This is a genomic window from Nocardia neocaledoniensis, from assembly GCF_003182135.1.
Taxonomy (GTDB): domain Bacteria; phylum Actinomycetota; class Actinomycetes; order Mycobacteriales; family Mycobacteriaceae; genus Nocardia; species Nocardia neocaledoniensis.
The window spans coordinates 162136-185014 of record NZ_QGTL01000011.1 but is presented as its reverse complement, the minus strand read 5'-3'; the positions used below and the strand labels follow the sequence as shown (position 1 = coordinate 185014).

The following is a 22879-nucleotide window of genomic DNA, read 5'->3' as shown; positions in this document are numbered from 1 at the left end:
ATGACGACATCCGTCGACACGAGTAGAGGTTTCGATGCCGCATCGCCGTTGGAAGATCCGCACCGGGCTGGCGCTGGCGGGCGCGCTCGCCGTCGCGAGCCTGACCGCCTGCGGCAGTGTGGAAGTCACGCCCTCGGATGAGGCGAGCAGCACCACCGCGGCGCCGAGCAGCACGCCCGGCGCCGCGACCGGTGACGCGGCGATCAGCGACGCCACAGCGGCCCAGCTGTGCGACATGCTGCGGCCGGAGCTGTCCAACTTCCGGGTGCAGGGGCCGACGCTGGGCCGGCTCTCGCTCAACGCGATGGTGCTCGACTGGACGGTGCGCAACGCCGGGCTCGGTCAGCAGGTGCTCGCCGACAAGACGGTGATCGACCGGGTCACCACGAAGTCGTGCGCCGACGTGCGCACCGAGGCGCTCACCGCGCTCGAATTGCCCGATCTCGCTTCGGGACTGGTGCTGTGATGCGCGAGCTCTACCCCGAGATCGAGCCGTACGCGCACGGGCTGCTCGACGTCGGCGACGGCCAGTCGGTGTACTGGGAGAGCAGCGGAAACCCCGAGGGCAAGCCGGTGGTCTTCGTGCACGGCGGACCCGGCGGCGGCACCGGCCCGCTGCAACGGCGATTCTTCGACCCCGACGTGTACCGGATCGTGCTGTTCGATCAGCGCGGCTGCGGAAAGTCGGTGCCGCACATCGCCGACGGCGCGAGCCTCGAGTTCAACACGACACCGCACCTGATCGCCGACATGGAACTGCTGCGCGAACATCTCGGGATCGAGCGGTGGCAGGTGTTCGGCGGCTCGTGGGGTTCCACCCTCGGCCTGGCCTATGCCCAGGCCCACCCCGAGCGGGTCACCGAACTGGTGCTGCGCGGGATCTTCCTGTTGCGCCGCAAGGAGATCGACTGGTACTACAACGGCGCGGCGGGCAACGTGTACCCGGCCGAGTGGGCGAAGTTCCTGGCGCCGGTGCCCGCCGAGGAGCGCGACAGCGATCTGGTCGAGGTGTATCACCGGTTGCTGCACTCCCCCGACGAGCGGGTGGCACTGGACGCGGCCGTGGCCTGGTCGACGTGGGAGGGCGCGACCAGTTCCCTGCTGCCCGCGCCGGACCGGATCGCCGAGACCGGTGAGGCGCGCTTCGCGCTGGCCTTCGCGCGGATCGAAAACCACTATTTCCGGCACGGCGGATTTCTCGACGAGGGACAGTTGCTGCGTGACATGGATCGGATCGCGCACCTGCCCGGCGTCATCGTGCAGGGTCGCCACGACATCGTCTGCCCGGCGGTGAGCGCGTGGGACCTGCACACCGCGTGGCCCGGCTCGACGCTGCACATCGTGGAGGACGCGGGCCACACCGCCCACGAACCGGGCATCACCCACCACCTGGTCGAGGCGACGGATCTGTTCGGAAAGCGGGGCTGAGGTCATGAAGGCCGGAAAAGCCGTCCTCGCGGCACTGCGCGAGGACATCGATCGGCTGCTGGCCGCCGAACCCGACGTACGCGCCGACGCCGACGACTCGGTGCACCAGATGCGGGTGGCCACGCGCCGTCTGCGCAGTGTGCTGCGGTCCTATCGCGACGCCTTCGACGCCGATCAGGCGGCGGCGACCGTCACCGAGCTGAAGTGGCTGGCCGACCTGCTCGGAGTGGCGCGCGACGCGGAGGTGCGCGCCGATCGGTTCGCCGACCTGCTCGCCGCGCACGAGGAAGTGCCAGAGGAAGTGACCGCGGCGCTCGTCGGCGCGTCCCGCAACGCCTACTCCCGGGCGCACGAGGCCGTGCTCACCGAGCTCGACAGCATGCGCTACCGCCACCTCGCCGAGACGCTCGCGACCTGGCGGACCGCCGCCCCGCTCGATCCCGACCTCGCGCGCGAGAAGGCCCGCCCGGTGTTCGAGCACGTGCTGCGCCGCGACCGCAAGCGGCTGCGCAAGATGATCTTCGCCGAACCCACCGCCGCACCGGCGGACCGGGTCGAGCTGCTGCACGACATCCGCAAGGGCGCCAAGCGGTTACGGTATTCCTGCGAGGCGGCGGGCGAGGTCCTCGGCGACGACGCCACCGAGCTCGGCACCCGTGCCAAGCGCCTGCAGTCGATCCTCGGTGACCACCGCGACGCCGTCGAATCCCGCGAGCACATCATGGCGGTCGCCGCCGGCGCCCACGGGTCCACCGCCACCCTGTACGAACTCCTGGCCGACACCGAGGAGGCCGCGGCGGGCCGAGCCCTGGCCCGCTATCCCGGGGCCGCCGCCCTGGTCTCCACCGGCGATTGATCGGAGTCCGGCCGAGCGCACCGGGTCCGCCGCGCCTCGACGTGCGGTGGCGCATCTCCGGAGCCGCTCGCGTCCGGCGAAACGGTCAGCAGGTCATCGCCCCTCGCCGTGGTGCGCGCGACGTGGCCGAAAGGTGTCCGGCGCCGAGTGGGCGGTCAGTCCGTCGGGTAGGCGAATTCGATGGTGCGGGAAGCGCTGTCGGCTGTGACGAGGCGGACGGAGACGTGTTCGCCCTCGGGGGGTTTGCCGGTGCACCTGGCCAGGATCGGCGGGTCGACGACGAAGATCTCCGCCTCGCGCGAGCCGTTGGCCTCCCGCAGAACCAGGGCGTTGAACTCGGTCCCGACGCGCGGGGTCAAGACGGTGGCCTCGGTGAGGTCGACGCAGGCGCGGTCGACCTTGCCGGCCACCGAGTCCGTGCGGCGCAAGGTGTCCGCGGCCGCGGCGAGGCCGTCGGTGACCCACCCGGGGACCTCCGTGCCCGCGCAGTAGGCCAGGCAGATCTCGGTGGTGAAGCGGTCGGCGAGGCGCCGCAGCGGCGCGGTGACATGCGCGTACGGGGCGCCGATGGCGCTGTGGGTCAGCTGGTCCTCGGCCGGGTCGGTGAGCTCACCGAGCAGCGTGTAGCTCGCGCCGCGCAGCAGGCTCGTCGCCTCCGACATCAGCACGAGGGCGGCGGGGGTGTTGGGATCCAGCCCGGCCAGCATCCGCCCGACCGGCATGTCCGCGGGCCAGTCGACGTCGAGCGCCGCGGCCGTGCGCCGCATCGAGGCGATCGCGGACTCCGGCGGCGAGGGCATGGTGCGCAGCAGGCCGAGCGGAGTTCCCTTGTGCTCGAGCATGATCCGTGCCGCGCACATGCCGGTGAGCAGCGAGACCTGCTCGTTCCAGTCGTCGGCGGCGGTGCGTGGTTCGAGTTCGAGGCGCCACTTGTCGCCGTCGCGCACCACGTCCTGGGACGGCAGGCGCAGCGAGATCGCGCCACGGTCGAGACCCGCCTCGATCCGCAGCCGGCCGAACTCGGGCAGGGCGGCGAGCGAGGGGTGCAGGGCGCCCGCGTCGGCGGCGGCCTGCACCTGGGCGTAGTCGAAGCGTTCGCGGGAGCGCACGAGCGCGCGCGTCACCGAGAAGGCCAGCGGGGTCGCGGTGTCGTCGAGCTCGATGGTCCACAGCGCGGCGGGCCGGTCGACGCCGGGCAGCAGGCTGGCGGTGCCCTCGGACAGCACCGTCGGGTGCAGTGGGACGGTGCCGTCGGGCAGATAGAAGGTCTGGCCGCGCGACTCGGATTCGCGGGCGAGCGCGCTGCCGGGCACGATCACGGCGCCGAGATCGGCGATCGCGTAGTGCAGGGTGAATCCGGTCGACGTGCGTTCGAGATGCAGCGCCTGGTCCAGATCCATGGCGCTGGGCGGGTCGATGGTGACGAACTCGATCTCGGTCCGGTCGACCCGGGTGCCCGCGAACGCGTCGACCGCGTCGCGGGCATTCGAGACGGCCTCGGCCGGATAGTCCGAGGCCAGCCCGAATTCGGAACGGATGGCGCCGAAGTCGACCGGCGCCGAGACGATCCGCTGATGGAGTTCCATCCTGGCAGGGTAGCGAGTGCCTACTGCAGCGCCAGCATGGTGCCGTTGAGCTGATCGAACGGGCCGTACACGGTGAAGGTGACCCGACCGTTGGGCACCGACGAGGACACGGTCGCGGCCGCGTCGAGCGCCTGACCGAACGAGGCAGCCGACGGGTGCGGCAAGCCGGCGACGGTCAGACCGAACCGGGTCTGGTGCACCCAGGCGGTATCGGCCGGGCTGAGGTCGACCTGGACCCCACCCGCGAGCGGGGTCACCGCGACCGCGTTCGCCGATCCGGCACCCAGCGAGGAGAGCACGGCGGCGGCTCCGGCGATCAGCGCACCGGCGACAATGGAACGAACTACCCGCATGTAAATAAGACCTGCTTCCGGGATCGAATGTGTGTGGGCCCGCAACCGTGGCCTCGAGCCCTGCCGACGGCGAACACTCTATGACCTCGCTCACGTTCCCGGCGACTTCCCGCGCATATTCACCGACTCGACACGGCTCGGGCCGCAATTGTTACTGTGGCGGCGGCACTCCCGGCATACGCCGGGCGGTGCGGCACCGACGTCGATAAATGGGAGTTCCGAACGCATGTCGTCGCTGATTTTCGATTACCTCTTGCCGATTCTCGGCCCTGACGCGGCCTCGTACTGGGCCCAGATGCTCATGATCAACCCCCAGTAACGCACCCGGTTCGATCGAGTACCTGTCGCCTCCCGTTCACCGCACGGGGGGCGACTTGTTTTCTGGGGCGCTAGCATCCCGCTCCGTGAGTAGAACAACCGCCGCCATCGCGGCCAGCGCCACCGTCCTCGCCCTGCTTCTGGCCGGCTGCGGCGACGATTCCTCGGCTTCCCCCGCCACCTCGACCACCGCAGCGCCCGCCACCAAGGTGGACGCCACCAAGGCGGGCATGTTCGTGGTGAGTTACCGCAACGCCTTCCCGAAGCTGGCCGAGGGCCGTGACGACGCGGCGGTCGCCAACGTCTTGAACCTGACCTGCAGCGACATCAAGGCCGGCAAGTCCGAGGCCGACACCGTGGCCGCGGTCGTCACGTACTCCAAGAACGGCGCGACCACCGCCACCAACGACGAGGCGAAGACGATCTACGAGACGGTCAAGCTCATGTGCTGAGCCCCGCGGCACGACGAAAGCGGCGGTTCCCCTGGGGGACCGCCGCTTTCGTCGCTCGTGCGCGGACGAGCCGGCCTGTAAGCCGGATCCTGTCCCCGGTTCGCACCGGGGGGCGACCATCCATCTGGACACACCGTCGCCGGGTGCCTCGAGCGGTCCACCCGCAGGCTCGGGCGAGCAGCCCTCGAACACCTGCGCAGCCGCACCGCGAGGTGCGACCTTCGACCTTGCTCCGGGCGGGGTTTACCGAGCCGCCCCGGTCACCCGGGGCGCTGGTGCGCTCTTACCGCACCGTTTCACCCTTACCGCACGTGCTGTGCGGCGGTCTGTTTTCTGTGGCACTGTCCCGCGGGTCGCCCCGGGTTGCCGTTAACAACCGCCCTGCTCTGTGGAGTCCGGACTTTCCTCGGCACCGGGCAGCGACACCATAGTGCCCGTTCCCGTCACCGCGGTCGCCCGGCCGACTCGTCCGCTCGTACAGGATACTCGGTACCTTTGTCACTCATGGAACGTGTCGACGTCAGTTTCCCCTCGGGTGAGCAGCAGTGCGCTGCGTGGCTGTATCTGCCCGACGGTGCTCCCCGGCCGCGACCGTTGGTGATCATGGGGCACGGGCTGGGGGCCACCCGCGAGATGGGGTTGGATCGGTATGCGCGGCGGTTCGTCGCGGCGGGAATGGGGGTGCTGGCGTTCGACTACCGGCATTTCGGGGCCAGCGAGGGGGCACCGCGGCAGGTGCTCAACATCGCTCGCCAGCGCGCGGACTGGAAGGCGGCGATCGCGTACGCGCGCAGCATCCGCGGGTTCGACGCCACGCGGATCGCGTTGTGGGGCACGTCCTTCGGCGGGGGGCACGTGTTGTCGGTGGCGCCCGACGACGACTATCTCGCCGCGGTCGTCGCGCAGGTGCCGTTCACCAGCGGCTGGGCCTCGGCGATGGCGAAGGGGCCGATCAGCCTGACCAAGGTCAGCACGATCGCCGCGACCGACCTGCTGTTCGGCCCGCTGCGGCGCAAGCCGGTGCGGATCCGGCTGGCCGGGCGCAAGCGGGCCGCGGCGCTGATGAGCGCGCCCGACGTGCCGGAGGGTTTCGGCAGGCTCGCCGAGGAGAGCGACACCTATCGGCCGAAGGTCGGTGCGCGGGTGGCGTTCTCGACGCTGTTCGATTCGCCGGGCCGCCGGGCGAAGGCGCTGAAGGTGCCGGTGTTCTACGCGATCGCCGAGCACGATTCGGTGGCGCCCGCCGCGCCGACCCGCAAGGCCGCCGAGCGCACCAAGCACGCCGTGGTCAAGCAGTACCCGGTCGGCCACTTCGACGTGTACTTCGACGACGTGTTCGAGCAGGTCGTGCGCGACCAGACCGACTTCCTGGTCTCCGTGCTGCGCCCGTGACGAGCCGATGCCCCACCGCTCGTTCCGGCCTGTCGCCGGAGGTGATTGGGGCACCATGGAAGCCATGGAACAGCTCAGCTCGCGCACGATCTACACCAATCCGTGGATGCGGCTGCGGGAGGACACGATTCGCCGCACCGACGGTTCCGTCGGCATCTACGCCGTGGTCGACAAGGTCGACTGGGCGATGGTGATCCCGTTCGACGGGGAGGGATTCCACCTCGTCGAGCAGTTCCGGTATCCGCTGGGCGAGCGCTACTGGGAGTTCCCGGCGGGCACCCCACCGCAGGGCACGTCGCCCTCGCCGGTGGAACTGGCGCACAACGAGTTGCGCGAGGAGACGGGGCTGCGGGCCGGACGGATGACCCCGCTGGGCGTCCTCGCGACCGCGCCCGCCGCCACCAGCCAGCGCGGGCACTGCTTCCTGGCCACCGACCTCACCCCGGGCGAGCCGGATCGCGAGCCCGAGGAACAGGACATGCGCACCGCCTGGTTCTCCCGCGCCCGGTTCGAGGCGATGATCCTGCGCGGCGAGATCATCGACGCCCACGCCGTCGCCGGCTACGGCCTGCTCCTCATGCACGAACGCGGCCTCAGCATGTCGTGAGCACCGAGCGCACGCACAGGGGCGCGACACCGAGCCGGTGTCGCGCCCCTGTGCAGTCGAGCGGTGGATCAGATGGGCTGGAACCCGGCGCCGACGCCGCCGGCGCGGTTCAGCACCTCGAGGATCACCCCGATGGGCTGGAAGTAGGCGGGCGAATGCAGCGGGTTGGCGCCGTTGGTGCACGGGAAGTCGAAGTCGACGGGGCCGAGGCCGGTGAGCCTGCCCTGATTCATGCCGACCAGCCGATCCCCGACGACGACCGGACCACCGGAATCGCCCGGCTGCGAGCAGTACTGGTTGATCGAGGTGCCTTCGAGCTCACCCCACACCACGCCGCAGCTGCGGCCGCTGGTGCGCCCGTCCGAGCACACCGTGGCGCCCGCGGCGGGCGGCTCGCCGATGCCGGCGACCGTGGTCTGGCCGACGGTGCGGACCGGAACGACCTTCGCCGCGTCCAGCTGCAGCACCGCGAAGTCCAGGTACTCGCCGTCGTCGGAGAAGGCGACGGTGCCGATCACCCCCGCCTGCAGTGCCTGCTCGGCCCCCACCCTGGCGCCGGTCGGCGCGCAGTGGCCCGCGGTCAGGCCGACCAGCCTGCCCGCGCTGTCGTGGCCGATGGCGGTCAGCGAGCAACCGGAGTTGTTGTCGAAGACGATGCCCGAGGCCGCGCCGAGCACCACGCTCGGCTCGGCCGACACGCTGCCCGCCCCAGCGGACGCGGTGAGCGCCCCCGCGATGGCCGCCGCGAACGCCGCCATCCGTAGAAACCTCATCAAGTACCTTTCTCGATGGCCGCGGCATTCCGCGCGCCCGAGAACCTTTCGGGCGCCGGGGCGTCGTCGTTACGCCGAACCGTGAACCTGGGCGACCGTACCGCGCCCCGGTGACGCCCGCCTAGCTCAGATACGAAACGTCGTTGACGAGGCGGACCGAGGCGCCGCCGTCGGGGTAGAACTCGGCGATGCACAGCGAGGCCAGATCCAGGTGCAGCCGGTACAGCAGCGACGGGCCGACACCGAGCGCCAGCTGCAGCAACGTCTTGATGGGGGTGACGTGGCTGACCACGACGATGTTCTGGCCCGGATACAGCGCGACCAGATCCCGCCGCACGCTCTCCACCCGCTCGCGCACCTGATCGAAGCTCTCCCCGCCCGGCGCGGGAATCGACGGGTCGCCGAGCCAGTCGGTGTGCAGCTGCGGATCACGCTGGGCGGCCTCGGCGAAGGTGAGACCCTCCCAGTCGCCGAAATCGGTCTCGATGAGGCCGTCCAGGACGCGCAACGGCACGTCGAGCGCCGCGGCGGCGGCCTCGGCAGTGGTACGGGCGCGCTGCAGCGGTGAGGTGACGACCGCGGCGATATCGCCCTTGGCGGCAAGCATTTTCGCGGCCCGCTCGGCCTGCTGGCGGCCGAGCTCGGTGAGCGGCGGGTTGCCGCGTCCCGAGTAGCGGCGCTCGATCGACAGTTCGGTCTGGCCGTGGCGCAGCAGCAACAGCCGCGTCGGCCTGCCGAGCGCGCCGGTCCAGCCGGGCGCGTTGGACGGAACACGCTGCGCGGCACCGCCGTCCAGTGCCGGGTCGCCCTCGATCTGTTCCGCAGCCACGGAACCCACCTCGGCCTTGTCTCTGGCGGCCACGACCACCTGGTCGCCCGGTGCGTGCCCGGCGGCGACGGCCTCGCGGACGGTGCCGACGAGATCGCCGTCGTCCATGGCCTCGTTGGCCAGCCGGTCGGCATGGGAGTTCTCGGCGCGCGGGATCCAGGTGAAGCTCACCCGGTCGAAGCCGGCGACGAGGGCCCGCGCCTGCTCGACGAGCGGAATCATCGACGGGTGCTTGACCTTCCAGCGTCCCGACATCTGCTCGACGACGAGCTTGGAGTCCATCCGGACCGCGACGACCGTGGCGCCCAGTTCGGCCGAGGCCGCCAAACCGGCGATGAGGCCGCGGTATTCGGCGACATTGTTGGTGGTGACGCCCAGGTATTCCTTGCGCTCGGCGAGCACCCGCGCGTGGTCGGCGTCGAAGACGACCGCGCCGTAGCCGGCCGGGCCGGGGTTACCGCGCGAGCCGCCGTCGGCCTCGACGATCACCTCGGTCATCGGCGCACCGCGTCGATCACAGCCCGGATTCCTTGGTGCGCACCATGATCGCGCCGCATTCGGGGCAGCGCAGGACGGCGTCGGGCGCGGCCTTGGCGATGCGCTGCATCTCGCCGCGGTCGATCTCGATCCGGCAGGCGCCGCAGCGGCGGGCCTGCAGCAGGGCGGCGCCGACACCGTGCGCGGCGCGCTGCTTGTCGTAGATCGCGAGCAACTCGCCGGGGAACAGGCCGAGCAGGCCCGCCCGATCGGTGTCGCAGCGCTGCTGGGCGACATCGAGGTCGGCCATCGCCTCGTCGCGCAGGCGTTCGGCATCGGCCAGGTCCTGTTCGGCCTTGCTGAGCCGGGCGCCCGCGTGGTCGTGGTCGGCGGCCATCGCCTCACGCTGTTCCATCACGGTCAGCAGTTCGTCCTCGAGCACCGAGCGGCGCCGTTCGAGGCTGCCCAGCTCGTGCTGGAGTTCGGCGAGCTGCTTGGCGGCGACGGTGCCCGCGGTGAGCATGCCGCGGTCGCGGTCCTCGCGCTTGCGGACGGCCTCGACCTCACCCTCGAGCTTGCGGATGTCGCGATCCAGATCGTCGATGCCGATCTCCACGGCGACGGCGGCGTCCTTGTACCCGTTGCGTTCGGCCGCCAGGCGCGTCACCTCCTGCTGCTCGGGCAGCGCGTTCCTGCGGTGCGCGATCCGCGTCAACTCGGCATCGACAGCGGCGAGCTGGAGCAGCTTGGACTGGACCGACGGTTCGACATTCAACGCGCACGAACTCCTGAACACTGTGGACGGATGGGTTGATCAACCGTACCGCGCCGCGCGGGTCCCGCATGCCATGACCCGAAGACCCGGGCCCGGGGTGGTCGCGGCCCGGCCCGGCCCCACGGTCTTCGCGCGGAGGCCGGTCAGCCGGTGACGGTCCACGGATCGGTGCGCAGGGTGGACACCCGCGTGGTCAGGCGGGGCAGTGCGGCGCGCACGAGCTGCTCGGCCTGGCCGCACCAGGGGAACTCGGTGGCCCAGTGGGCGGCGTCGATGAGGGCGGGGCCGCCGCGGCGCAGATGCTCGTCGACGGGGTGGTGGCGCAGGTCGGCGGTGAGATAGGCGTCGACGCCGGCGCGGACGGCCGCGTTCAGGTAGGAGTCGCCCGCACCGCCACAGACGGCCACCCGCTCGATGACGCGATCCGGGTCGCCCGCGGCGCGCACGCCCCAGACGGTGCGCGGCAGACCGACCCCGACGCGGGCGGTGAATTCGCGCAGGGTCTCCGGCCGCGCGAGTTCGCCGACGCGGCCAAGGCCGAGCGAGGACGGCAGGGACGCGCGCTCGGTGACGTGATAGGCCGGTTCCTCGTAGGGATGGGCCGCGCGCAGCGCCGCCAGGACCGCGAGCCGCGAACTCGGCGGCGCGACGACCTCGACCGCGTCCTCCTCGACGGTTTCCACCTCGCCGACCACCCCGATCGCCGGGTTCGCGCCGGGCACCGGCCGGAACTGCCCGGTCCCGGCGGTGTACCAGGCCGCTTCCCGGTAGTCACCGATCGCGCCCGCGCCCGCGGTGAACAACGCCGACATCAGGGCGGCGGTGTGGGTCCGGGGCACCTGGATCACCCACTTATCCACGGAGGCAACCGGTTTCGGGTCCAGTGGGCCGGTCACCGTGAGGCCGACGGCGGCGGCGAGCGCGTCGGAGACGCCGGGGTCGGCGGAGTCGGCGTTGGTGTGCGCGGAGAACAGCGCGCAGCCGGACCGGATCAGCTTGTGCAGCAGCGCGCCCTTGGGGGTGTCGGCGGCGACGGTGTCGACGCCGCGCAGCAGCAGCGGGTGGTGCACGACCAGCGCCTGGGCGCCCCACTCGATCGCCTCGTCGACGACGGCGGCGGTGGCGTCGACGGCGAAGACCACCTTGGTCACCTCCTGCGCCGGGTCACCGCACACCAACCCGACCGAATCCCACGGTTCGGCCAGCTTCGGCGGGTACGCCGCGTCGAGCACCCCGATCAGTTCGGCCAGGTCAGGCACCGCCGCCTCCTTCGTCGTTCGTTGGTTGGTCTCACCACAGCGCGGCCCGCAGGCCCTCGATCAGCTTGTCGACCTCGGCGGGCCCGCGCACCGCCACCCGCAGATGGTCCTGGTCCAGGCCGGGGAAGGTGTCGGCGCGCCGGACGGCGATGCCGCGGTCGGCCAGGTGCTTACGGACGAGCGCGCCGTCGCGCACGGCGAGCAGCAGGAACGGACCCGTCGCCGGAGTGTGCACGTCGACGCCGAGCGCGGTGAGACGCTCGATCATCGCGGCCCGTTCGACGGCGATCCGGTCCGCCTCGCGCCGGGACTCGACGACGGCCGCGGGCGCGGCGGTCGCGATGATCGCCTCGAGCTGCAGCGTGCCGAGCGGCCAGTGCGGGCGGCCCTGGCTCAGCCGGGCCAGCACCTCCGGCGCGCCGAGCGCGTACCCGCAGCGCAGTCCGGCCAGCGCCCACGTCTTGGTGAGGCTGCGCAGGACGAGTACGTCGGGTGCGGACAGGCCGGCCAGCGACTCCGGCTCGGCCGAGAACAGGGGCCCGGCGGACACGGCACCAGCGGCACCGGAGTGCGTTGCCGGGCCGCCCGCAGCGGCGGGATCGGCGAGCCCGGATCGGCCGATCGGCGGCTCGAACCCGACCGGACGACCGGGCGCCGCGGCCGACATCCCGGGATCGGCGACGGCGTCGGCGAACGCTTCGTCGACGACGACCAGACGGCCGGGGCGGCGCAGTGCCTCGATCGTGGCGGCGGGGTGCAGGACCGAGGTGGGGTTGGTCGGGTTGCCGAGGACGACTAGGTCCGCGTCCTCGGGGACCAACGTCGGGTCGAGGGTGTAGGGCCGTTCCAGGATCACGCGGGTCACCGGCACGCCCGCCTCACGCAGAGCCAACTCGGGCTCGGTGAACGACGGGTGGACGACGGCGGCGAGGCGCGGCGCCAGGCGCGGCAGCATCGCGAAGCCCTCGGCGGCGCCCGCCAGCAGCAGCACTTCCTCGGGCGCGCGACCGTGGCGGGCGGCGACGGCGGCGCGGGCGGCGGCCTCGTCCTCCGCGCTCGGGTACCGGCCGAGATCGTCGAGGCGCTCGGCCAGCCGCGCGCGCAACCAGGCGGGCGGGGCGACGCCGCGCACGTTCACCGCGAAGTCGAGCATTCCTGGCCGCGCCTCCACGTCGCCGTGGTGGCGCAGCATCGCGGGGTCGACGGAGTCCTGGAACACAACTGAACACCCTACGTGGCGGCGATCCGCCGGCACGGGCGACAATGGCAGCCGTGGGTCCAGTTCATGTGAGCTTCGTGTGCACCGGCAACATCTGTCGCTCGCCGATGGCGGCGAAGATGTTCGAGGCGCATCTGTACCGCGCCGGTCTCGCCAATCGGGTGCGGGTCACCAGCGCGGGCACCGGCTCGTGGCATGTGGGCGATCCGGCCGATCCGCGGACCGAGGCGACGCTGCGCCGGGCGGGCTACCCCACCGAGCACATCGCCGCGACCTTCGGCCCCGAGCACCGCGACGCCGACCTGATCGTCGTGCTCGACAGCGGCCACGATCGGGAGCTGGCCCAGCGCGGCGTGTCCACCGAGCAGCGCAGACTGCTGCGCAGTTTCGATCCCGCCGCCGACGGCCGCGACGTCCCCGACCCCTACTACGGCGACCAGGCCGATTTCGACCTGGTCCGCGATCAGATCGAGGCCGCCATCCCCGGTCTCCTGGACTGGGTACGCGCCGCGCTCGACGCCCGCGCGACCGCCGACGCCGGCCGATGATCCGCAAGCTCACCTTCCTGCTGCGCCCGAGCTGGCTCATCCTCGCGGTGATCGTCGCGGCGTTCGCGTACCTGTGCTTCACTGTGCTCGCGCCGTGGCAGCTGGGCAAGAACACCAGCACCGAGCACCGCAACCAGCTCATCGCCGACTCGGTGCGGGCCGATCCGGTGGACGTCACCGGCATCATCGACGGCGATCCCGCCACGCACACCGAGTGGCGCAAGGTCACCGCCACGGGCTCCTACGTGCCGGATTCGACGGTGCTCGTGCGCCTGCGCCACCTCGACGGCGCGCCCGGCTACGCGGTCCTGGCCGCGTTCCGGCTCGACGACGGACGCACGCTGCTGGTCGACCGCGGCCTGGTCGCCGCCGTCGACGGCACCCGCCCCCCGGCCATCGAGGCACCGCCCGCGGGCGCCCAGCGGTTGGAGGCCAGGGTCCGCGCGTCCGAGGGCGTGGTGGCCGACAAGCCGCCGAGCACCCAGGACGGCTACCGGCAGGTGTACACGGTCGACACCGGCCAGGAGTCCACCGTCCTCGGCACCGCGCTCACTCCCATCCCCACCGGCACCGACAAGGGCGGCTATCTCCAACTCGCCGAGGGCCAGCCCGGCGCGTTCACCCCCGTCCCGCTCCCCCAGCTGGACGCCGGCCCCTACCTGTCCTACGGCCTCCAATGGCTGGCCTTCGGCATCATGGCCCCGCTCGGCCTCGGCTATTTCGTCGTCGCCGAACTCCGCGCCCGCCGCCGCGACCGCGCCGAGTCCCCCAACCCGGCCGCGCCGGAGTCGACCCCGTCACCCGAGATTCCCGCACCGTCCACCACGGAAGCACGCCTGGCCGACCGCTACGGCCGCAACCGCTGACTCGCTCCGTCGCGGGACCACTCCCCCGCTAGCCGCGCCGCAGCACTCCCGCGACGACCGCCGACACGACCAGCGCGCCGACCTGTACCGCGTCCGACATGCGCACCGCGCGGCGGAGGTCGGCGGTGGTCGGTGGGGGCCCGTCGCCCAGGGTCGGGCGGAGTTCGGCGCCGTGACGGTACTGGGTGCGGCCGCCGAGGCGGATGCCGAGCGCTCCGGCCATCGCGGCCTCGACGACGCCCGCGTTGGGGCTGGGGTGCTTGGCGGCGTCGCGGCGCCAGGCCCGCCATGCCGCGGCCGGTGTGCCGCCCACCAGCGGCGCCAGCGCGACGGTGAGGATTCCGGTGAGGCGGGCCGGGGCCAGGTTGGCGAGGTCGTCCGTGCGGGCGGCGGCCCAGCCGAAGTTCAGGTAGCGCTCGTTGCGGTAGCCGATCATCGCGTCGAGGGTGTTCACGGCGCGGTAGCCGAGCAGGCCGGGCACCCCGGCGACCGCGCCCCACAGCAGCGGCGCGACGGTGGCGTCGGAGGTGTTCTCGGCCAGGGATTCCAGTGCGGCCCTGGCCAATCCGTCGGCGTCGAGCACCGAGGGGTCGCGGCCGCACAGGGAGGGCAGCAGCTCGCGGGCACCGGCGATGTCGTCGGCGTCGAGCCGGTCGGCCATCGCGTGCCCCGCGCGGGTGAGGGATCGGCCGCCCAGCGCGGTCCAGGTCGCCAGGGCCGTGGCGAGCACCCCACCCCTGGCCGCCAGCGCGCCGAGGCCGAGCACCGACCCGACCGCCACCACCTCGTGCAGCACCCCGGCACGCCGGTCGTCGGCATAGGTCGACCGCTCCAATGCCAGTGCCGCCGAGCCGAATCCGGCCACCGGATGGAACCGGCGCGGATCGGCGAACACCCGGTCGAGCGCGAACCCGAGAACGAGACCCACCGCCGTCGAATTCACCCTCTGCACCCGCACGAGTAAACCCTAGAGTCACCGGCCGCCGCCACGAACCCGCCATCCGACCCGCCCCAGACGCCTAGACGTCACGGCCCGGAATTCCGCCGAACCCTGCCCCCGCGCGGGAATGTCACACCCGGCCCCGCTGGTTCGTCATCTCTGCGAACCCGCTTCTACACTCCCCCGAGCAGGGCCACCGACGACCGAACGGCGATCACGATGACCGACGCACCGCAGCACTCCGACCAGGCCGAACTGGCCCGTCGCTTCGAGGAACATCGCCCCTACCTGCGCCGGCTCGCCTACTCGACGCTGGGCAGCATCAGCGACGCCGAGGACGTGGTGCAGGACGCGTGGCTGCGGCTGCAACGCCACCACGAGGCGGGCAAGGCCGCCGAGATCGACAATCTGCGCGCCTGGCTGTCCACGGTCACCGGCCGCCTCGCCCTCGATCACCTCGGCTCGGCCCGCGCCCGCCGCGAACAGTACGTCGGCGAGTGGCTGCCGGAGCCGGAGGTCACCGCCTGGGACGACCCGGCCGACCGCGTCTCCCAGGACGAGCGGGTCACCACCGCGCTGCTGGTGGTCCTGGAGTCGCTGTCCCCCGCCGAACGCACGGCGTTCGTGCTGCAGGACGTGTTCGGCATGTCCGGACCCGAGGTGGCCGAGGTGGTCGGCCGTACCCCCGCCGCGGTGCGGCAGCTGGCCTCGCGCGCCCGCAAGCACGTCGAGTCCGGCACACCCCGTTTCCCCGCCTCCCGCGACGAGCAGGAGAAGGTGGTCTCGGCCTTCGCGCTGGCCTGGCGCTCGGGTGATCTGAGCTCGCTGCTCGGCGTGCTCGACGCCAACGTCGTGCTCACCGCCGACGGCGGCGGCAAGGTGCCCGCCATCCGGCAGCCGCTGCGCGGTGCCGAGCTCATTGCCAAGGCGCTGCTCGGCTGGTACCACGGCCCGTCGGCCGCCGAGGCCTGGGGCCGCGCGGTCCTGGTCAACGGGGCGCCGGGGCTCGTGGTGTTCGACGGCCACAATGTCGGCGTCTTCTCGTTCGTCGTCGACGCGGGCCGCATCGTGGCGATCAACGTCGTCCGCAACCCCGACAAGCTGCGCGACCTGCCGACCGAGGGGGTGCCGGACTGGTTCCTCGGCGGGAACGACTGACCGCTCAGACGGTGAGCGAATATCCGTGCGCGGCGGCGACTTCGGTCGACAGGAGTTTGCCGTCGTGCGCGGTGAGGCCGGCGGCCAGGCCGGGATCGGCGGTGCACGCGCCGCGCCAGCCCTTGTCGGCGATGGCCCGCGCGAAGGGCAGGGTCGCGTTGGTGAGGGCCACGGTGGAGGTGTGCGGTACCGCTCCCGGCATGTTCGCCACGCAGTAGAACAGCGAGTTCGCCACGGGGAAGGTCGGATCGGCGTGCGTCGTCGGCCGGGTGGAGGCGAAGCAGCCACCCTGGTCGACGGCGATGTCGACGAGCACCGACCCCGGCCGCATCCCGGCGACGAGTTCGTCGGAGACCAGCTTCGGCGCCTTGGCGCCCGGCACGAGGACCGAGCCGATCACCAGATCCGCCGCGAGCACGGCCTTCTCGATCTCGAGCGCGTGTGAGGCGAGGGTGCCCACCCGGCCTGCGAAGCGGGCGTCGAGTTCCCGCAACCGCGCCAGATTGGTGTCGAGCACGCTCACCCGCGCCCCCATGCCGACCGCGACCGTCGCCGCGTTCGTCCCGGCCACCCCACCGCCGAGCACCACCACATCGGCCGGGCGCACCCCGGGCACGCCGCCGAGCAGCACGCCCTCCCCGCCCATCGGCGCCATCAGGTGATAGGCGCCGACCTGGGTGCCGAGCTTGCCCGCGACCTCACTCATCGGCGCGAGCAGCGGCAGCGAACCGTCCGCCGCGCGCACGGTCTCGTAGGCGATCGCGGTGATGCCGGAGTCCAGGATGGCGTCGGTGCACTCCTTCGACGCGGCCAGATGCAGATAGGTGAACAGCACCTGGTCGCGCCGCATCCGCGAGTACTCCTGCGCGATGGGCTCTTTCACCTTCAGGATCAGGTCGGCCTCGGCCCAGACCTGCTCGGCGTCCGCGCCGATCGTCGCGCCCGCGGCGACGTAGTCCTCGTCGCCGAAACCCGAGCCGGTTCCGGCCCCGGCCTGTACGAGCACCCGGTGCCCGTGCGCGGCCAGTTCCGAGGCGCCGGCGGGCGTGAGCGCGACCCGGAACTCCTGCGGTTTGACCTCGGCAGGTACCCCGATTGTTCCCGTCATCCGCCCAGCTTAGGACGCGCGTCGACGGGAGTCCGGCGGTTGCCGAACGCGTGTTGTCACGGCGTCGGCGTCGTGCTCGCGGCGGCGGGCACGGCCGAGGTCGTGGTCGCCTCGGCCGTCGTGGCGGGGGTCGTCGTCACCGGCGCCGAGGTCGCGGCGGGCGTGGTGGGCACGGGCGCCTCGGTCGTGGTCGGCGGCTCACCGCACTGGCCGGGGCCGCAGTTGTCGGTGCCGCACTCGGGACCGGGCTGACACGTGTGTCCCGGCGGGAGACCGCACTCACCGAAACCACAACTGTCGGTCCCGCAATCCGGTCCGGGCTGACACGTGTGCCCCGGTGGAAGCCCGCACTCACCGAAACCACAACTGTCGGTCCCGCAATCCGGTCCCGGCACGCAGTTGTAGCCCGGCGGGGGCGTCTGGTCGCCGCCGGTCGCCTGCGTGCCCGGGGAACCGGTCACGCCGCCACCCGAGGCGCCGTCGCCGGTGGGCGCCGCGCCGGGTGTCGACGTGACCGCACTCGTCATCGTCGGGGTGGTCGAGACCGTGCTCGACGCCGGGGCCGTCGGCTCCGGTTCGCTCGACGAGCATCCCGCCAGCGCCAGCACCACGGCGACCAGCGTCATCAGCACACGCGCGGCTGTGCCGAGCAGTTTCTCGGGCAACGTCTCTCCTGTCGCGAGACCCGCGCCCGAGGAGCCGGACGCGCGTCGATCCTTCCCGTCGGGTGAGCACCCCGCAGACCACCGGACAGGTATGAAAACTGTTGGTTCGAGATCGCTCAGACGGCGAACACTTCGCCCCGCACCGGGATGCGGAGCCGGTCGGCGAGACCGGCGTAACCGAAGGCGCGCTCGAGATGATCCAGCGATTCGGTGAAGTGGGCCCAGCCCTCCGCGTGCACCGCGACGACGATCGCGTCGCCGAGAACCTCGGCGGCCCGCACCGCGGTGCGCGCGTTCAAGGTGACATCGCTGTCGCCGAACCGGCCGACATTGGCGGCGCCGATATTCAGCACCGCGACGTCGATGCGCCCGATCCGCGCCACGATCTGTTCGACCACCTCCACCGACGCGTTGTCCCCGGAGACGTACACCGCCGGCTCCCCCGCGGCGCGCAGCACGAACCCGGTGACGACGCCGCTGAGCGGTTCGCATCCCTCGGGCCCGTGCAGCGCGGGCACCGCGACGACCTCGACCGCGCCGAGCGTGACGCTCTCCCACGGCCGCAGCCCGCGCACGCCCGCGATGCGGGCCGCGGCGTCGGGCGTGGAGAGCACCGTGTCGACCCCGGCCAGCAGTTCGCGGCCCGCCGTGTCGAGATTGTCGGCGTGCTGGTCGTGCGAGAGCAGGACCACGTCGATCGGCCCGATGGCCTCGATCGGCACCGCGGGCCCGCTGAGCTTGTGCAGGGTGATCGGGCCCGGGTAGTCGCCGGGCTCGTCGAAGGTCGGGTCGGTGAGCCAGGTGGTGCTCGCGTAGCGGAACCGCAGGGTCGGGCCGCCCACGTGCACGGCGTCCAGCAGCGCGGGGCTGGTGACGATTTCGGTCATGTCGACCACTCTGGCCGACCGCGTCACCCGCCGGAGAGTGGCCGTCAGGCCGCGCATCGCTAAGATCGGGCCATGCGTTCGGTGGCCGTCATCGCGTTCGACGGAATCAGCCCCTTCCACCTGTCGGTGCCGACCCTCGTTTTCGGCCGCTCCGGCGTCGGCGTCGCCGGCGACCTGCCCTACGACGTGCGAGTCTGCGCCGAACAACCCGGAACCCTGTCCACCGCCGCGGGTTTCGACATCACCGTGCACCACGGACTCGACGCGGTGGCCGAAGCGGAGCTGGTGATCTTCCCCGGCTGGCTGCGCGACAAGCCCCTGTCCCCCGCCCTGGACGCGGCCGTGCGCGCCGCGCACGCCGGCGGCGCCCGGCTCGTCGGCCTCTGCCTGGGATCGTGGGCGATCGCGGCGACCGGTCTGGCCGACGGCCGCGAAGTCACCACGCACTGGGCCGCCGCGACGGCGATGGCCACCGCCTACCCCCGCGTGCGGGTACGCGCCGATGTGCTGTGGACCGACCTCGGTGACGTGATCACCTCCGCGGGCGTGGCCGCCGCACTGGACTGCTGCCTGCACATCGTCCGTGGTGACCTCGGCGCCCGCGCGACCACCGAACTGGCCCGCGCGCTGGTCACCGCGCCACACCGGCACGGCTCCCAGGCCCAGTTCATCCCGATCGATCCGATCGACGACGACACCGACGATCCGATCGAGCACGCGATGGTCTGGGCGCGCGCCCGCCTCGGCACCACCATCGACCTCGATGCCTGGTCACGGGCGGCGTTCATGTCACGGCGTACCTTCACCCGCCGCTTCCGCGAGCGCACCGGAACGAGCCCGCAGCGCTGGCTGTTGCGTCAGCGCACCGATCACGCCCGGCTGCTGCTGGAATCGACCGACGACACCGTCGACCGGATCGCCCGCGACACCGGTTTCGGCAGCGCGGTGAACCTGCGCCACCACTTCCACCGCGCGCTGGGCACCTCCCCGGCGGCCCACCGTGCCCAGTTCCGCGGGACAGCGCGATAATCGCGACCATGATCATCAAGGTGGCCGGATTCGCTCCGGAGATCGACGAGACCGCATGGATCGCGCCGAACGCGACCGTCATCGGGCGGGTGCGCCTGGCCGAGGAGGTCGGCATCTGGTACTCGGCGGTGCTGCGCGGCGATCTCGAGCAGATCACCCTTGGCGCGCGCACCAATATCCAGGACGGCTGCGTGCTGCACGCCGACCCCGGTTTCCCGCTCACCGTCGGCAGCGGAGTCTCGGTGGGCCACAACGCGATTCTGCACGGCTGCACCATCGGCGACGACGTGCTCGTCGGCATGGGCGCGACCGTGCTCAACGGCGCGGTGATCGGCGCGGGCAGCCTGATCGCGGCGAACGCCCTGATCCCGGAGGGCGCCCAGATTCCGCCCGGCTCGCTCGTGGCGGGCGTGCCCGGCAAGGTGCGCAAGGAGCTGACCGAGGCGCAGCAGGACGGCATCAAGCTCAACGCCGCCGTCTACGTTCACAATCTCGCGGCGCACCGGAGTGCCGAGATCTTGTGAGACGTCACACTGATCAAGTGACCATTAGGGAAACCTGATAGCATTTGCCCTGCGTATCGCGTCCGGCCAGGAGTTCGGCGGCCGGCACCGGGTACGCGAGGCAGGAGGTTTCACGGTGGCATACAGGCAGACCGGTGTGCACCTGGCGGAGCGGCGGCTCAGCGTCGCCGATATCGCCGCCCAGCCAGGCGGAATCGAGGCACTCCAGTGCCGGGTCCACGAATTACGTTCCCGCGGCGCCGACTTCGCCGCCAACGCGATCGAGCGAGAGATGGCCGCGCTGGATTTGTCGCCACAGGGATAATGGGGCGATGCCCACCGTCTCGTCCATCCTCGCGCGGATCCTGGAAAAGCCCGTCACCGACGGGGAGAAGCTGCTCGACAGCGCGCTGTCGGCGTTTCTCGATTTCGGCATCAAGCGCACCAGCATGGGTGAGATCGCCCGGCGCGCCGGCATCAGCCCGGCCACCCTGTATCGCCGCTTCGAATCCAAGAACGACCTGGTCGAGGCGGTCGGCGTGCGCGAGGCGCAACGCTATGTCGCCGAGATCGACGCCCGGGTCAGCGCGGTCACCGAGCCCGGCGAGCAGCTGGTCGAGATCTTCGTGGCGTTCGTGACGACCATCGCGGGCAACGAACTGCTGCGCCGGCTGCTCGGCACCGAGCCGGAGATCATCCTGCCGCGCCTGACCACCGACGCCGGTCCCATCCTCGCGGTCGGGCGCGGCTACCTCGCCGACAAGCTGCGCGAGCTGCAGGCCAGCGCGCCGGTGCCGGAATTCGATCCCGACCTGGTCGCCGAGATCATGGCCAGGCTCGCGCTGTCGCTGGCGCTCACCCCCGACGGCCTCATCCCGCTCGACGACGCCGAGGCCGGTCGCGAGTTCGCCCGCCGCACACTACTGCCGATGGTCGGGATCCACCGCGCTCACTGAGCGGGCACGCCGAAGGCGGCGGCCACCGCCTCGTCGATGCCCGCCCGCGCCACCGGCACCCCGTCTTCCACCACCGCCCTGACCCGGTCGACGATCACCGCCGAGGCGGGTCGCGCGGGGTCGGGCAGGGGCAGGCGCGCCACGTACTGGGTGATCCAGCGCCGCCGTCCCGAATAGAGGCGGTTGCCGCACACCGCGTCGTAGAACCGCAGCCCCAGCGCCGAATTCGCCACGCCCATCAGCAGATACGCCAATTCCGTCGCCTGCGCGCCCGCGCCGAGATCGGTGAGCGAGATCCAGTAGCAGTCCCCGTTGACCACCGCGCCCGACCGGTCGAGGGCGAAGCGCGGCCGTTCGCTGATGTCGGGAAACACCAGTTTCGGCGCACCCCACAGATGCGGACGCTGCGGTACCCAGATCTCGAACCACTTCCGGCCGCCGTCCAGGACGTACCTGCGGCCGGCGAGCACCCGCTCGTGCGAGCGCAGGTACTCCGCCGCGCCGGGGAATTCGGCGAGGTCGATCGGTGTGCGGCGCGGTTGCAGCAGGTCGTAGGGGTACAGCACCTTCGTGCCCCGCTCCCTGCCGATCCGCCACGGCTGCAGATCGTGATGAGTGATCAACTCCCGCAACAGTTCCGGTTCCGGGGTGGGGTCCATCTGCTCCCACCGATCCGAGATGAACACCCGATCCGCGGTCGTCTTGATACCCACCCGGATCCGCGCGGTGTCACCGAAGCTCCGCCAGGTGCGCTCGCCGATCCGGTCGAGCCAGCGGTCGACCGCGGGGCGGGACATGCGCCACGCGGGGTCGGCGGGTGGTTTCGAGCGGCGTGCGGTTTCGGTGGCCGGTCCGTCGGTGGCCGATCCCTCGGCGCCGGTCGACAGCACGCCGACCTCGACGGCGAAGACGCGCCCACCGGCGCCGACCAGGCGAGCCGCGTCACCGGCGAGCGCGTCGAAAAGCTCCGTGGCGCAGTCCGGTACGGCACCGGGCTCCTCGTAGACCGAGACGTACCGGCAGGCGCGCAGCGTCGGCGCGCGGGTGGCGATCGTGATCGCGGGCAGCACCGCCGCGGCGAAGAGTTTGGTGTCGCCGAGGTCGTAGAGTTCGGCCGGGTGCAGGTCCTCGGTCAGGATCCGGCGGAGATTCGCACCGGCGCGGGTGGTGAGAAACCTGTTGGCGCAGAGCAATCCGAGGACACCCCGCGCCGCGAGCAGCCGGGGCGCGACAGCGACGAACGGGTGCGTGAGATCGATACGCCCCCGGAGACCGAACCTCTTGCTCAACAGCTGGGCGGTCGAACCGCCGAGCTGCTGGGTGCGCACATACGGCGGATTGCTGATGATCAGATCGAACGAGCCGTCGTCGAGGCGTGCCGAGGCGGCCAGGAAGTCACCGGAGTGGCAGTCGACCTCGATGCCCGCCGCGGCCGCGCGTGCCGCGGTCTCGGCGACCGCGTGCCGGTCCAGGTCGTAGCCGGTCAGCCGGACCGTGACGCCCGGTGGCGCCTCCCGGTGCACCGCCAGCAGGAGTTCGCCGTCCCCGCACGCCGGATCGAGTACCCGCAGTTCAGCACCGCGCGGCGCGTGCAGCAGCGCCCGGCGCGCCAGGAATCGCGCGAGCTCGGGCGGTGTGTAGTGCCTGCCGTGCCGTTTGCGCTCGTGCGCGTCGCGGGCGTGCGAAGCCATGGGCTCGATTGTGCCCCGCGCCGCCGGCGACGCGGCGCAGGCGCGAGACACGGCCGCGGAACGGGTTCGTAACGACCCCCTGACCAGCGCCTACCTCCTGACCGGTTTCAAACCGTGGGTTGCGCCACCGCGACTCCGCTGGAGGGCGTTCCCGGCGCTCGGTAACGTCGGTCCGTTGCGATCGTGATGTAGCCGAAGACGAGG

At 71.8% G+C, this 22879-nt stretch carries 25 protein-coding genes and 1 other RNA gene; 13 read left to right on the top strand and 13 right to left on the bottom strand.

All coding sequences use genetic code 11. The features are described from left to right. The first annotated feature begins 34 nt into the window (after window positions 1-34). The 3 genes from DFR69_RS26095 to DFR69_RS26085 are packed head-to-tail and all read left to right on the top strand — an operon-like array spanning window position 35 to window position 2284. On the top strand, window positions 35-466 hold the full coding sequence (locus DFR69_RS26095) for a hypothetical protein (RefSeq protein WP_110040271.1): 432 nt from the start codon (window positions 35-37) through the stop codon (window positions 464-466). Further along, window positions 466-1428, top strand: a complete 963-nt coding sequence (pip, locus tag DFR69_RS26090) for a prolyl aminopeptidase (protein WP_110040270.1) — start codon at window positions 466-468, stop codon at window positions 1426-1428. The genes DFR69_RS26095 and pip overlap by 1 nt, the downstream gene beginning before the upstream one ends. 4 nt (window positions 1429-1432) lie before the next feature. Then, window positions 1433-2284, top strand: coding sequence for a CHAD domain-containing protein (locus DFR69_RS26085; protein WP_110040269.1), 852 nt, complete (start codon window positions 1433-1435; stop codon window positions 2282-2284). A gap of 155 nt (window positions 2285-2439) precedes the next feature. Here the strand turns inward: DFR69_RS26085 and DFR69_RS26080 are convergent, their stop codons facing one another. Then, complete coding sequence (locus tag DFR69_RS26080; RefSeq protein ID WP_110040268.1) at window positions 2440-3870, bottom strand: RNB domain-containing ribonuclease; 1431 nt, start codon at window positions 3868-3870, stop codon at window positions 2440-2442. Between the two features lie 20 nt (window positions 3871-3890). Continuing rightward, on the bottom strand, window positions 3891-4223 hold the full coding sequence (locus DFR69_RS26075) for a hypothetical protein (protein WP_110040267.1): 333 nt from the start codon (window positions 4221-4223) through the stop codon (window positions 3891-3893). A gap of 404 nt (window positions 4224-4627) precedes the next feature. Between DFR69_RS26075 and DFR69_RS26070 the strand changes: the two genes are divergently transcribed. Continuing rightward, window positions 4628-4993, top strand: coding sequence for a hypothetical protein (locus tag DFR69_RS26070; RefSeq protein ID WP_110040266.1), 366 nt, complete (start codon window positions 4628-4630; stop codon window positions 4991-4993). 62 nt (window positions 4994-5055) lie between these two features. Here DFR69_RS26070 and rnpB read toward each other — a convergent pair. Next, an RNA gene (rnpB, locus tag DFR69_RS26065) (RNase P RNA component class A) lies at window positions 5056-5461 on the bottom strand. Between the two features lie 36 nt (window positions 5462-5497). Here rnpB and DFR69_RS26060 point away from each other — a divergent pair. Both DFR69_RS26060 and DFR69_RS26055 read left to right on the top strand, forming a co-directional pair. After that, on the top strand, window positions 5498-6385 hold the full coding sequence (locus DFR69_RS26060; RefSeq protein WP_110040265.1) for an alpha/beta hydrolase: 888 nt from the start codon (window positions 5498-5500) through the stop codon (window positions 6383-6385). 55 nt (window positions 6386-6440) lie between these two features. Then, window positions 6441-6992 (top strand): NUDIX domain-containing protein, encoded by a 552-nt coding sequence (locus tag DFR69_RS26055; protein WP_110040264.1) that lies wholly within the window; start codon window positions 6441-6443, stop codon window positions 6990-6992. Window positions 6993-7060: 68 nt separating this feature from the next. Here the strand turns inward: DFR69_RS26055 and DFR69_RS26050 are convergent, their stop codons facing one another. The 5 genes from DFR69_RS26050 to DFR69_RS26030 form a co-directional block, all read right to left on the bottom strand. After that, complete coding sequence (locus tag DFR69_RS26050) at window positions 7061-7750, bottom strand: S1 family peptidase (RefSeq protein WP_110040263.1); 690 nt, start codon at window positions 7748-7750, stop codon at window positions 7061-7063. A gap of 136 nt (window positions 7751-7886) precedes the next feature. Continuing rightward, complete coding sequence (locus DFR69_RS26045; protein ID WP_110040262.1) at window positions 7887-9092, bottom strand: bifunctional RNase H/acid phosphatase; 1206 nt, start codon at window positions 9090-9092, stop codon at window positions 7887-7889. Between the two features lie 16 nt (window positions 9093-9108). After that, complete coding sequence (locus tag DFR69_RS26040; RefSeq protein ID WP_110040261.1) at window positions 9109-9846, bottom strand: zinc ribbon domain-containing protein; 738 nt, start codon at window positions 9844-9846, stop codon at window positions 9109-9111. A gap of 143 nt (window positions 9847-9989) precedes the next feature. Further along, complete coding sequence (locus DFR69_RS26035) at window positions 9990-11105, bottom strand: Nif3-like dinuclear metal center hexameric protein (protein WP_110040260.1); 1116 nt, start codon at window positions 11103-11105, stop codon at window positions 9990-9992. A gap of 31 nt (window positions 11106-11136) precedes the next feature. Continuing rightward, window positions 11137-12297 (bottom strand): aminotransferase class I/II-fold pyridoxal phosphate-dependent enzyme, encoded by a 1161-nt coding sequence (locus DFR69_RS26030; protein WP_482805364.1) that lies wholly within the window; start codon window positions 12295-12297, stop codon window positions 11137-11139. A gap of 71 nt (window positions 12298-12368) precedes the next feature. Here DFR69_RS26030 and DFR69_RS26025 point away from each other — a divergent pair, with 71 nt between their 5' ends. After that, entirely contained in the window at window positions 12369-12872 is a 504-nt protein-coding gene (locus tag DFR69_RS26025; protein WP_110040258.1) for a low molecular weight protein-tyrosine-phosphatase, read from the top strand. Beyond that, entirely contained in the window at window positions 12872-13738 is an 867-nt protein-coding gene (locus tag DFR69_RS26020; RefSeq protein WP_110040332.1) for an SURF1 family cytochrome oxidase biogenesis protein, read from the top strand. The genes DFR69_RS26025 and DFR69_RS26020 overlap by 1 nt, the downstream gene beginning before the upstream one ends. 28 nt (window positions 13739-13766) lie before the next feature. On the opposite strand, the gene DFR69_RS26015 is transcribed toward DFR69_RS26020, so the two are convergent. Beyond that, window positions 13767-14690, bottom strand: a complete 924-nt coding sequence (locus DFR69_RS26015) for a cobalamin biosynthesis protein (RefSeq protein ID WP_110040331.1) — start codon at window positions 14688-14690, stop codon at window positions 13767-13769. A 207-nt stretch (window positions 14691-14897) separates the two neighbouring features. On the opposite strand from DFR69_RS26015, the gene sigJ reads away from it, so the two are divergent. After that, on the top strand, window positions 14898-15836 hold the full coding sequence (gene sigJ / locus DFR69_RS26010) for an RNA polymerase sigma factor SigJ (RefSeq protein ID WP_110040257.1): 939 nt from the start codon (window positions 14898-14900) through the stop codon (window positions 15834-15836). Window positions 15837-15840: 4 nt separating this feature from the next. On the opposite strand, the gene ald is transcribed toward sigJ, so the two are convergent. The 3 genes from ald to DFR69_RS25995 all read right to left on the bottom strand — a co-directional run bounded on the left by ald (window position 15841) and on the right by DFR69_RS25995 (window position 18496). After that, entirely contained in the window at window positions 15841-16944 is a 1104-nt protein-coding gene (gene ald / locus DFR69_RS26005) for an alanine dehydrogenase (protein WP_110040256.1), read from the bottom strand. 56 nt (window positions 16945-17000) lie between these two features. Further along, window positions 17001-17609 carry a hypothetical protein gene (locus DFR69_RS34200; protein ID WP_146229428.1) on the bottom strand — a complete coding sequence of 203 codons (609 nt, stop codon included), beginning with the start codon at window positions 17607-17609 and terminating at the stop codon, window positions 17001-17003. A gap of 116 nt (window positions 17610-17725) precedes the next feature. Next, the gene (locus DFR69_RS25995) at window positions 17726-18496 is read right to left on the bottom strand and encodes an MBL fold metallo-hydrolase (protein WP_110040330.1); all 771 of its coding nucleotides are present in this window, start codon (window positions 18494-18496) and stop codon (window positions 17726-17728) included. Window positions 18497-18568: 72 nt separating this feature from the next. On the opposite strand from DFR69_RS25995, the gene DFR69_RS25990 reads away from it, so the two are divergent. The 4 genes from DFR69_RS25990 (at window position 18569) to DFR69_RS25975 (ending at window position 20984) form a co-directional block, all read left to right on the top strand. Next, window positions 18569-19525 (top strand): GlxA family transcriptional regulator, encoded by a 957-nt coding sequence (locus DFR69_RS25990; RefSeq protein WP_110040254.1) that lies wholly within the window; start codon window positions 18569-18571, stop codon window positions 19523-19525. 8 nt (window positions 19526-19533) lie between these two features. Next, window positions 19534-20049: a gamma carbonic anhydrase family protein gene (locus DFR69_RS25985; protein WP_110040253.1), complete on the top strand. Its 516-nt coding sequence runs from the start codon at window positions 19534-19536 to the stop codon at window positions 20047-20049. A 115-nt stretch (window positions 20050-20164) separates the two neighbouring features. Continuing rightward, window positions 20165-20353: a hypothetical protein gene (locus DFR69_RS25980; RefSeq protein ID WP_110040252.1), complete on the top strand. Its 189-nt coding sequence runs from the start codon at window positions 20165-20167 to the stop codon at window positions 20351-20353. A 7-nt stretch (window positions 20354-20360) separates the two neighbouring features. Continuing rightward, a complete protein-coding gene (locus tag DFR69_RS25975; protein WP_110040251.1) occupies window positions 20361-20984 on the top strand; it encodes a TetR/AcrR family transcriptional regulator in 624 nt (207 codons plus the stop codon). Here the strand turns inward: DFR69_RS25975 and DFR69_RS25970 are convergent. Next, window positions 20978-22675 (bottom strand): Eco57I restriction-modification methylase domain-containing protein, encoded by a 1698-nt coding sequence (locus DFR69_RS25970; RefSeq protein ID WP_110040250.1) that lies wholly within the window; start codon window positions 22673-22675, stop codon window positions 20978-20980. The two genes, DFR69_RS25975 and DFR69_RS25970, sit on opposite strands and share 7 nt — an antisense overlap. Between the last annotated feature and the right edge of the window lie 204 nt (window positions 22676-22879).

What these genes read in the sequence shown, in the direction of transcription:
- DFR69_RS26095 (WP_110040271.1), top strand. Translation starts at nt 35, where the DNA reads ATGCCGCATCGCCGTTGGAAGATCCGCACCGGGCTGGCGCTGGCGGGC.
- pip (WP_110040270.1), top strand. Translation starts at nt 466, where the DNA reads ATGCGCGAGCTCTACCCCGAGATCGAGCCGTACGCGCACGGGCTGCTC.
- DFR69_RS26085 (WP_110040269.1), top strand. Translation starts at nt 1,433, where the DNA reads ATGAAGGCCGGAAAAGCCGTCCTCGCGGCACTGCGCGAGGACATCGAT.
- DFR69_RS26080 (WP_110040268.1), bottom strand. Translation starts at nt 3,870, where the DNA reads ATGGAACTCCATCAGCGGATCGTCTCGGCGCCGGTCGACTTCGGCGCC.
- DFR69_RS26075 (WP_110040267.1), bottom strand. Translation starts at nt 4,223, where the DNA reads ATGCGGGTAGTTCGTTCCATTGTCGCCGGTGCGCTGATCGCCGGAGCC.
- DFR69_RS26060 (WP_110040265.1), top strand. Translation starts at nt 5,498, where the DNA reads ATGGAACGTGTCGACGTCAGTTTCCCCTCGGGTGAGCAGCAGTGCGCT.
- DFR69_RS26055 (WP_110040264.1), top strand. Translation starts at nt 6,441, where the DNA reads ATGGAAGCCATGGAACAGCTCAGCTCGCGCACGATCTACACCAATCCG.
- DFR69_RS26050 (WP_110040263.1), bottom strand. Translation starts at nt 7,750, where the DNA reads ATGGCGGCGTTCGCGGCGGCCATCGCGGGGGCGCTCACCGCGTCCGCT.
- DFR69_RS26045 (WP_110040262.1), bottom strand. Translation starts at nt 9,092, where the DNA reads ATGACCGAGGTGATCGTCGAGGCCGACGGCGGCTCGCGCGGTAACCCC.
- DFR69_RS26030 (WP_482805364.1), bottom strand. Translation starts at nt 12,297, where the DNA reads ATGCTGCGCCACCACGGCGACGTGGAGGCGCGGCCAGGAATGCTCGAC.
- DFR69_RS26025 (WP_110040258.1), top strand. Translation starts at nt 12,369, where the DNA reads ATGGCAGCCGTGGGTCCAGTTCATGTGAGCTTCGTGTGCACCGGCAAC.
- sigJ (WP_110040257.1), top strand. Translation starts at nt 14,898, where the DNA reads ATGACCGACGCACCGCAGCACTCCGACCAGGCCGAACTGGCCCGTCGC.
- ald (WP_110040256.1), bottom strand. Translation starts at nt 16,944, where the DNA reads ATGACGGGAACAATCGGGGTACCTGCCGAGGTCAAACCGCAGGAGTTC.
- DFR69_RS25995 (WP_110040330.1), bottom strand. Translation starts at nt 18,496, where the DNA reads ATGACCGAAATCGTCACCAGCCCCGCGCTGCTGGACGCCGTGCACGTG.
- DFR69_RS25990 (WP_110040254.1), top strand. Translation starts at nt 18,569, where the DNA reads ATGCGTTCGGTGGCCGTCATCGCGTTCGACGGAATCAGCCCCTTCCAC.
- DFR69_RS25985 (WP_110040253.1), top strand. Translation starts at nt 19,534, where the DNA reads ATGATCATCAAGGTGGCCGGATTCGCTCCGGAGATCGACGAGACCGCA.
- DFR69_RS25975 (WP_110040251.1), top strand. Translation starts at nt 20,361, where the DNA reads ATGCCCACCGTCTCGTCCATCCTCGCGCGGATCCTGGAAAAGCCCGTC.
- DFR69_RS25970 (WP_110040250.1), bottom strand. Translation starts at nt 22,675, where the DNA reads ATGGCTTCGCACGCCCGCGACGCGCACGAGCGCAAACGGCACGGCAGG.